This window comes from Arsenophonus nasoniae DSM 15247 (assembly GCF_000429565.1).
Taxonomy (GTDB): Bacteria; Pseudomonadota; Gammaproteobacteria; order Enterobacterales; family Enterobacteriaceae; genus Arsenophonus; species Arsenophonus nasoniae.
The window spans coordinates 1-9,025 of sequence record NZ_AUCC01000101.1; the positions used below are offsets into that span (position 1 = coordinate 1).

At 38.1% G+C, this 9,025-nt stretch carries 6 protein-coding genes and 5 tRNA genes; 2 read left to right on the forward strand and 9 right to left on the reverse strand.

All coding sequences use genetic code 11. The annotated features are described in order from the left end of the window. Nucleotides 1–46: 46 nt before the first annotated feature. The 8 genes from G468_RS0114755 to nagB all read right to left on the reverse strand — a co-directional run bounded on the left by G468_RS0114755 (nucleotide 47) and on the right by nagB (nucleotide 4,357). A tRNA-Gln gene (locus G468_RS0114755) sits at nucleotides 47–121 on the reverse strand. A gap of 38 nt (nucleotides 122–159) precedes the next feature. Further along, nucleotides 160–234, reverse strand: a tRNA-Gln gene (locus G468_RS0114760). 36 nt (nucleotides 235–270) lie between these two features. After that, nucleotides 271–345 (reverse strand) — tRNA-Gln (locus G468_RS0114765). A gap of 29 nt (nucleotides 346–374) precedes the next feature. After that, a tRNA-Leu gene (locus tag G468_RS0114770) sits at nucleotides 375–459 on the reverse strand. A gap of 6 nt (nucleotides 460–465) precedes the next feature. After that, nucleotides 466–542: transfer RNA gene (locus G468_RS0114775), tRNA-Met, on the reverse strand. Nucleotides 543–1,054: 512 nt separating this feature from the next. Further along, nucleotides 1,055–2,275 carry a DNA-binding transcriptional regulator NagC gene (gene nagC / locus G468_RS0114780; RefSeq protein WP_026823734.1) on the reverse strand — a complete coding sequence of 407 codons (1,221 nt, stop codon included), beginning with the start codon at nucleotides 2,273–2,275 and terminating at the stop codon, nucleotides 1,055–1,057. Nucleotides 2,276–2,290: 15 nt separating this feature from the next. Then, complete coding sequence (gene nagA, locus G468_RS0114785; protein ID WP_026823735.1) at nucleotides 2,291–3,451, reverse strand: N-acetylglucosamine-6-phosphate deacetylase; 1,161 nt, start codon at nucleotides 3,449–3,451, stop codon at nucleotides 2,291–2,293. Nucleotides 3,452–3,550: 99 nt separating this feature from the next. Further along, a complete protein-coding gene (gene nagB / locus G468_RS0114790; RefSeq protein ID WP_026823736.1) occupies nucleotides 3,551–4,357 on the reverse strand; it encodes a glucosamine-6-phosphate deaminase in 807 nt (268 codons plus the stop codon). Between the two features lie 337 nt (nucleotides 4,358–4,694). Here nagB and nagE point away from each other — a divergent pair, with 337 nt between their 5' ends. Further along, a complete protein-coding gene (nagE, locus tag G468_RS0114795; RefSeq protein ID WP_026823737.1) occupies nucleotides 4,695–6,716 on the forward strand; it encodes an N-acetylglucosamine-specific PTS transporter subunit IIBC in 2,022 nt (673 codons plus the stop codon). Nucleotides 6,717–6,926: 210 nt separating this feature from the next. After that, nucleotides 6,927–8,591, forward strand: coding sequence for a glutamine--tRNA ligase (gene glnS, locus G468_RS0114800; RefSeq protein ID WP_026823738.1), 1,665 nt, complete (start codon nucleotides 6,927–6,929; stop codon nucleotides 8,589–8,591). A gap of 110 nt (nucleotides 8,592–8,701) precedes the next feature. Here the strand turns inward: glnS and tnpA are convergent. Beyond that, the coding region (tnpA, locus tag G468_RS0114805; RefSeq protein ID WP_026822532.1) for an IS200/IS605 family transposase at nucleotides 8,702–9,025 on the reverse strand (324 nt) is incomplete at its 5' end.

Genomic DNA, 9,025 nt, shown 5'->3' on the forward strand with positions numbered 1-9,025 from the left:
TATATTCTTTTTGTAAATGATGAGCTTTGTAACTCATTGATTTATATGGCTGGGGTACCAGGATTCGAACCTGGGAATGCCGGAATCAGAATCCGGTGCCTTACCGCTTGGCGATACCCCAATCGGGGATAATTGAGATAATAGTTGAAATTTATAATATGGCTGGGGTACCAGGATTCGAACCTGGGAATGCCAGGATCAAAACCTGGTGCCTTACCGCTTGGCGATACCCCAACTGAATAAACGATAAACTAACCAATATCTATAAATTGGATGGGGTACCTGGATTCGAACCAGGGAGTGCCAGGATCAAAACCTGGTGCCTTACCGCTTGGCGATACCCCAACAAGATTATAAACAATTTTTATAAAGAATGGTGCGGGAGGCGAGACTTGAACTCGCACACCTTGCGGCGCCAGAACCTAAATCTGGTGCGTCTACCAATTTCGCCACTCCCGCAAATTATGGTGGCTACGACGGGAATCGAACCTGTGACCCCAGCATTATGAGTGCTGTGCTCTAACCAGCTGAGCTACGTAGCCATCTTTTTGCACAACCTTTATCGGTGTTGCGGGGCGCATTATGCGTATATCGCCCCGAGTCGTCAACTGATTTTTTTACGATTTCCTCAGAAAAATATCTGTTTGTTTGGCTTGTAATCACTTTGTCGATAAAATCGACAAAAAAACGGCGTTATCGCCAAATAATAATAGCTTGATATGTCAAATATAAAAACTAATTAAGTTAGCTATTTTTGCTAATGAAATAAGCGATGCTTTTTACTTCAACGATGGTGATAATTTTCATTAACAACCAAACGCATTTATTAATTTATTGAGATAAAATGGGATGGTTATTGAGTAATTTATTCGCAAGCGAAAATGAACAAATTAACGCATAATATTGTATATCTATGCTGCTACTTTTGCAGCGATTAATAATTGCTGTTGTGTATTAAAAATTTTTTTAATTAAAAGAAAAATGTTGTTTGCAACATAAATTTTTTATATTCCCGCTAATAAAAAGCATCGAACGATGTATTACAACGTTATTACTATTCAAGCAAATGTTGCAAAAGTTCGCCATTTAACATAGCACGTTTAGTTAAGGCGAAAGCGCCAATAGCTGAATTATGTACCAGTTGTGAAGTCACAATCGGTAGATCATTACGAAAATCTTTTAGTGCTTGGGTTTTGATACAGTTTTGCATGGCGGGTAGGAGAACTTTTTCGGCTGCTGTTATTTCTCCTGCAATGACGACTTTTTGTGGATTAAATAGGTTAATAATAATGGCAATTGCTTTACCAAGATGATGACCTACGTGTTTAATTACTTCAATTGCTAACGGATCGTTTTTATTTGCTGCCTGGCAAATTGCTTTAATAGAACAATTATTTGGTTTTAATTGGCTTGGATAATTTTGTTCAAGTTGTTGCCTAATTCTATTTTCAATAGCGCTATTAGCTGCAATTGTTTCCAGACAACCAAAGTTACCGCAATGACACCGTTCTCCTAATGGATCTATTTGTATATGGCCGACTTCACCCAGGTTGTAACGGTTGTTTAATAAAATTTCACCTCCCATAATCACACCAGCCCCAGAGCCATGATGGATGCGTACAAAAATTGAATCGGCGCAATTTTGCGTCGCACCGAAATAATGTTCTGCCAGTGCAAAACTACGAATGTCGTGACCGATAAAACAGGTCATTTTGAAATGCTCTTTCAGATTACGCAGTAACTGCCAGTTATGTACTTTTATATGGGGCATATAATGGACAATTCCTGCTTGTGGATTGACTAAACCAGGTAAAATAACTGAAATGGCAATCAACTCGCGATTAGGGCGTTGATGTTGTTGAATGAAATTTTCAATAGCTGCAATTAAATGATTTTCTATTTCTTGCTGGCCGGTTTCGGGTAATGGTGAATGCGTTTCAGCGAGCATTTTGCCGTTTAAGGCGTAAAGTGCTAATGTACAATCACGACGACCTAATCTCACGCCAATGCTATGAAAAAGGTGATGTTCAGAAATAATTGAGATGGGGCGGCGACCACCGGTGGAGGCTTGTTGGGCGACTTCTTTAATTAAACCGCGCTCAAGTAATTGGCGCGTTATTTTGGTTACACTGGCAGGCGCCAATTGGCTTTGTTCTGAGATCTGAATTCGAGAAATAGGGCCTTTTTGATCAATAATTCGATATACTACTGCACTATTTAATTGTTTAACTAAATCAATATTACCAATTTGCTTCAAAATGTAATTGTGACTCATAAGTATATATGCTCGTTACAGTTCGATTTCACGGCCATTAACAATGGTTTTACGGATAATGAAGTCGCGATTAAATACGATAAGATTGGCAACTTTATCTTTTTCTATGCTCCCAAGTTTTTTGTCGACACCAATAGCACGAGCGGGATAAAGTGTAGCCATTCGTAGCGCTTCATCTAATGCAATACCTACATGTTCAACACTATTTTTCACAGCATCTATCATCGTTAAGGATGAACCGCTTAATGTACCATTTTTATCAACACATAATCCATCACGATAATATATGGTTTTACCTGCAAAGGTAAAATAATCCATTTCATTGCCATTAGGATCAAGTCCAGCAGGTGCGGTAGCATCTGTTACTAGAATTAATTTATCATCTTTCAATTGTTTACTATCACGAATATTAGCCCAGTGAACGTGTAATCCATCGGCAATAATTCCAGCATATACATTAGGTGTATTGTAAATAGCACCAACTAATCCAGGCGCTCGACCTGAAATAGCAGGCATAGCATTGAAAAGATGGGTTGAGAATTGAATACCTGCTTTGAAACCATTCTGTGCCTCTTCATAAGTTGCATTGGAATGACCAGCTGAAACAACAATACCGGCTGCAACTAATTGGTAAATATATTTCTCGGCAACAATTTCTGGTGCTAAAGTAATTTTAGTGATCACATCAGCATTTTGACATAAATAGTTGATCATTTCGGCAGAAGGCTTACGAATATATTCGGTATTATGCGTACCTTTTTTCACTGGGTTAATGTAAGGCCCTTCAATATGTAGCCCTAATGCCTGGTTTTTATATTTGGCCAGATAGTCACGCATCGTTTCTATGGCTGTTTTAATCAACGGATCAGGGCTGGTGATCAATGTAGGTAGGAAACTGGTACAGCCATTTCGTTCATTTGTTTTTTGCATAATTTCCAGCGTTTTAATTGAGATATCTGCTGGATTATCATTGAACTGTACACCACCGCAGCCATTAACTTGTAGATCAATAAATCCTGGCGCTAGAATAGCATTTTGTAGATCACGAATTTCAATATCCTGAGGTAATTCTGCAATTGGACAAACCTGTTTTATTTGTTCTTTTTCAATAATAACTGCATGATTGTCCAGTTTTTCATAACCGGTATAAATAATGCAGTTGGTTAATGCATACATGATATTTTACTCTTCTGTTATGGACAAAAAATAGGATAATCTATCAAATTATTAGCCTATTTCTGGCTAGTCGATAGTATTAAATTTTACTATCTTAATTTAACTAGCATATTGATTAATGATGTCAGATTCTAATTGACGGAAATATTTCAAAGTTTTTACTTTTAACTCAAGGGTTGCTGGTTCATCACAAACCAGTGCTGATTTTGCATGCATTTGTAGGCAACTAATCGTCCACATATGGTTAATCGAGCCTTCTACCGCTGCTTCAACGGCTAATGCCTTATTGGCACCGGTGGCCAGAACTAGAATTTCTTCCGCATCAAGGAGGGTCCCTACACCAACCGTGACAGCATATTTAGGTACTAGATCAATATTGTTGGCAAAAAAACGTGAATTTGCCTGTCGGGTCTCTGGTGTCAGCGTTTTGATCCTGGTTCGAGAAGATAGCGATGAAGCGGGTTCATTGAAGGCAATATGGCCATCACTACCAACACCCCCCATAAATAGATGTATTTTACCATACGACTTGATTTTATCTTCGTACTGTTTACATTCAGCATCGATATCTTTTGCATTACCATCAAGTAAATTAATATTATTCTTCGTGATATCGATATGGTTAAAGAAATTTTCATACATAAAAGTATGATAGCTTTGGGGATGATCTTTCGGGATCCCGACATATTCATCCATATTAAATGTAACCACATTTTTAAAACTAACTTTACCCGCCTTAAAAATATTAATCAGCTCATGGTAAGTAGCGAGAGGTGTTCCGCCTGTAGGTAGTCCTAATACAAATGGATGTGCAGCCGTTGGATTGAATTGATTAATTTTATTTGCAATGTAATTAGCGGAAAAAAGACCAACATCTTTTGCCGTTGTTAGAGGAATAAGCCTCATTATTTTTTTACCTCACTTAATTTTGCTGCATATCAGCTATATTTTAATGATTTTATATTATTCTTTGCTATTAATTCAGTTTTTATAACGCAAAGATTGTCTATTTGTTAAGGTCTGAAATCTAGTAAAAATAAGATATTTTTAATAAAAAAAAAAGATTTTTTGTTTAGCCACTATTTTAATCAAATAACAGAGTGACATTTAGACTTTTATCACAACTTTAGCTGATTTAATTTGTGAGTCTCAGTGACTTAATGATAATATATGCAAAAAATTGAATATTTATAATATTTATTCATAAGATCTCAGCAATGAGGTTATTCAAGGGGAAAACAGAGTGAATGTGTTAAGTTATTTGCAGCGAATAGGTCGTGCTCTTATGGTACCTGTTGCTGTGTTACCTGCCGCTGCGATTTTAATGGGGATTGGTTATTGGATTGATCCTAACGGTTGGGGGGCTAATAGTACCATTGCCGCTTTATTGATCAAATCAGGCGCGGCAATTATAGATAATATGTCAATACTGTTTGCAATTGGTGTTGCTTATGGTTTGTCGAAAGATAAAGATGGTTCAGCGGCATTAACCGGTTTTGTTGGTTTTTTAGTAGTAACCACCCTATGTTCTCCGACTGCTTTTTCGATGATTATGGGCGTTGCTAGCGAGCAGGTCCCAGCGGCATTTAGCAAAATTAATAATCAGTTTATCGGGATATTGGTTGGTGTATTGGCTGCGGAACTTTATAATCGCTATAGTGGTGTCGAGTTACCAAAAGCTTTGTCGTTCTTTAGTGGCCGTCGTTTAGTACCTATATTGACCTCATTTTTGATGATCCTGGTGTCCTTCGTTTTGATGTATGTTTGGCCATTCATCTATAATGTATTAGTGGTGTTTGGTGAAAATATTAAAGATTTGGGTTCATTAGGCGCCGGTATTTATGCTTTTTTCAATCGCCTGTTGATCCCGGTTGGATTACATCATGCATTAAATTCAGTATTTTGGTTTGATGTGGCGGGCATTAATGATATTCCCAACTTTTTGGCGGGAGCTAAATCGTTGGCAGCAGGTATGGCCGAAAAAGGAATTACTGGGCGTTATCAAGCTGGATTTTTCCCCATTATGATGTTTGGTTTGCCTGGCGCGGCATTGGCCATTTACCACTGTGCCCGCCCGGAAAATAAAGCAAAAGTCGCGGGTATTATGATGGCAGGAGCTTTCGCCGCCTTTTTTACTGGCATTACTGAGCCGCTTGAATTTTCATTCATGTTTGTTGCGCCAATTCTTTATGTCATCCATGCGCTATTAACGGGATTTTCTGTTTATATTGCGGCAGAAATGCACTGGATTTCGGGTTTTGGCTTTAGTGCCGGTTTAGTCGATATGTTGCTGCAGAGTCATAATCCATTAGCAGTAAATTGGTATATGTTGATTTTCCAGGGTTTAATTTTCTTTTGTTTATATTATGTCATATTTCGTTTTGTGATTAATAAGTTCAATTTAATCACGCCTGGTCGTGAAATGACAAATGATGAACAAGAGATTGATGATTATGATAAAGATATCATGATCAGCGATAAAGATATTACCCATGAAGCATACCAATATCTTGCGGCGGTAGGTGGAACAGATAATCTAACAGTAATCGATGCTTGTATTACTCGTTTACGTCTAGGCGTTAAAACCGTTGATATTGTTAATGATGATTTGGTAAAAAAATTGGGTGCATCAGGCATTATTCGTTTAAATAAACATAATGTGCAAATTATTGTTGGAACGCGAGCAGAAATGATTGCAGAAGCAATGAAAAAGATTGCTGCAAGAGAGGTTGTTGCACCATCAAATTTTGTTGAGAAAGATAATCGACAATTCGCAGTAAAAGCAAAAAATAAACCTGTTGGGCAAACGATTTTAACACTGGTTGCGCCAGTTAGTGGTGAAATTTATTCCCTTGATGAAGTTCCTGATGAAGCTTTTTCTAGCCGTATTGTCGGTGATGGTTTAGCGATTAAGCCAACCAATGGTGAGGTGTTAGCACCTGTCGCAGGCAGGATTATAAAAATTTTTGCTACTAATCATGCTTTCTGTATTGAAACTAATGAAGGTGTTGAAGTGATCGTTCACATGGGGATTGATACTGTGGCATTAAAGGGGCAAGGATGCGAGCGTTTAGTTGCAGAAAATAGTGTCGTAAAGGTAGGTCAGCCTATCCTGAAACTAGATCTACCTTACTTAGAGCAGCATGCTAAATCAATGATAAGCCCAATTATTATCAGTAATATTGATGATTATCAGGGATTGACAATCGTGGCAACGGGTGAAGTAATCGCGGGAATAACGCCAATTTATGATATATTGAAGTAATGTGTTTTATTATTATGATTTGATATAATAATCGTAGAATTAATAATGGATAAAACGGGAAGGGTTATGAACCTCCCGTTTTTCCTTTATGCGCTTTTTATTAATTTAATAAAGCCTAATAATATGTGTTAATAAACGGTTGTTTCTAATTCGGATATCGTAGATGATAAAAGCGTTATTAACATGCTTTTGCATTGAGGAACTATGACAATGAATGAGGCAGATACTCGCCCAACAAATTTCATTCGCCAGATTATTGATGAAGATTTGGCTACAGGTAAACATACTCATGTACATACCCGTTTTCCACCTGAACCAAATGGTTATTTGCATATTGGTCATGCGAAATCAATCTGTCTGAATTTTGGTATTGCTAAGGATTATCAGGGTCAATGCAATTTGCGTTTTGATGATACTAATCCAGTTAAAGAAGATGTCGAATATGTTAATTCTATTCAAGAAGATGTGAAGTGGTTAGGCTTTAATTGGAGTGGTAACGTTAAATATTCGTCCGATTATTTTGATGACCTTTATCAATATGCCATTGAGCTGATTAAAAAAGGCTTAGCGTATGTTGATGAATTAAGTCCTGATGCTATTCGTGAATATCGAGGAACTTTAAAGCAGCCAGGTAAAAATAGTCCATATCGTGATCGCAGTATTGAGCAAAATTTGCAGCTATTTGACAAGATGCGAGCGGGCGGATTTGAAGAGGGTAAGGCCTGTCTGCGCGCTAAAATTGATATGTCATCTCCTTTTATAGTTATGCGTGATCCGGTGTTATATCGAATAAAATATGCTGAGCACCACCAATCAGGTAATAAATGGTGTATTTATCCAATGTATGATTTTACCCATTGTATTTCGGACGCATTAGAAGGGATTACTCACTCACTTTGTACCCTGGAATTTCAGGATAATCGCCGCTTGTATGATTGGGTATTAGATAATATTACCATTGATTGTCATCCAAGACAGTATGAGTTTTCACGTCTAAATCTTGCCTATACGGTGATGTCAAAACGTAAACTAAATCAGTTAGTGACAGAAAATAGGGTTGCAAGCTGGGATGATCCTAGAATGCCAACTATTTCAGGTTTACGTCGTCGTGGCTATACGGCTGCATCAATTCGTGAGTTTTGTCGCCGTATTGGTGTTACCAAGCAAGATAATATGGTTGAAATGGCAGCATTGGAGTCTTGCATTCGTGATGATCTAAATGAAAATGCACCACGAGCCATGGCGGTATTAGATCCGATAAAGTTAGTGATTGAAAACATGCCCGCTGATGAGCAAATGCTGACAATGTATAATCACCCGAATAAACCTGAGATGGGCACTCGTCAAGTACCATTTAGTCGAGAGCTTTATATTGATCGGGCTGATTTTCGTGAAGAAGCTAATCGACAATATAAGCGCTTAGTTTTAGGTAAAGAGGTACGTTTACGTAATGCTTATATTATACAGGCTAATCGGGTTGATAAAGATGTTGCAGGTAATATTACCACGATTTATTGTACTTATGATGTTGATACCTTAAATAAGGATCCTGCCGACGGACGTAAAGTCAAAGGAGTTATCCATTGGGTAAGTGCATTACATGCTCTGCCAGCAGAAATCAGGTTGTATGATCGCTTATTTACTGTGCCTAATCCTGCGGCAGAAGAGGACTTTTTAGCCGCTTTTAATCCAGATTCTTTAGTGATTCGGCATGGGTTTGTTGAACCAAGTTTAATTAACGCGCAAGCTGGAAAAGCTTATCAGTTTGAACGCGAGGGCTATTTTTGTGCCGATAACCATGACCATACTGCCGAACAATTGGTATTTAATCGTACGGTAGGGTTAAGAGATAGTTGGGCAAAAATAGCCAGCTAAGAAATTATATCATTGATAGTGACTATAAAAAGCGTGGTTGATAACCACGCTTTTTTATTAACAATTGCCCCGTAAATCCTCGCCCAATGCGGGCCGGGATATAAGGGATGCTAATCAGGTGTTTTCTGCGATTCTACATACGTTTTCAGTGTTTCGATTGTTGCACCGCCAGAACTACAGGCGAAGTAAGAACGTGACCAGAGAACGCCAGTATTAGACTGCTTTATCAGGTGACTATTTTGTTGTCGTACCATTCTGCTGCTGATCGATTTCAGGTTATTTACCAGAACACTAACCGATAACTTTGGCGGATATCCCACCAGAACATGAATGCGATCCGCTTCTCCATCCACTTCAAGAATATCTATCTCAAGCCGTTTGGCGGCATGGTGCATTGCTTCCCGTATCTGGGCGATCATTGCACCGTCTAACAA

What these genes read in the sequence shown, in the direction of transcription:
- nagC (WP_026823734.1), bottom strand. Translation starts at nt 2,275, where the DNA reads ATGAGTCACAATTACATTTTGAAGCAAATTGGTAATATTGATTTAGTT.
- nagA (WP_026823735.1), bottom strand. Translation starts at nt 3,451, where the DNA reads ATGTATGCATTAACCAACTGCATTATTTATACCGGTTATGAAAAACTG.
- nagB (WP_026823736.1), bottom strand. Translation starts at nt 4,357, where the DNA reads ATGAGGCTTATTCCTCTAACAACGGCAAAAGATGTTGGTCTTTTTTCC.
- glnS (WP_026823738.1), top strand. Translation starts at nt 6,927, where the DNA reads ATGAATGAGGCAGATACTCGCCCAACAAATTTCATTCGCCAGATTATT.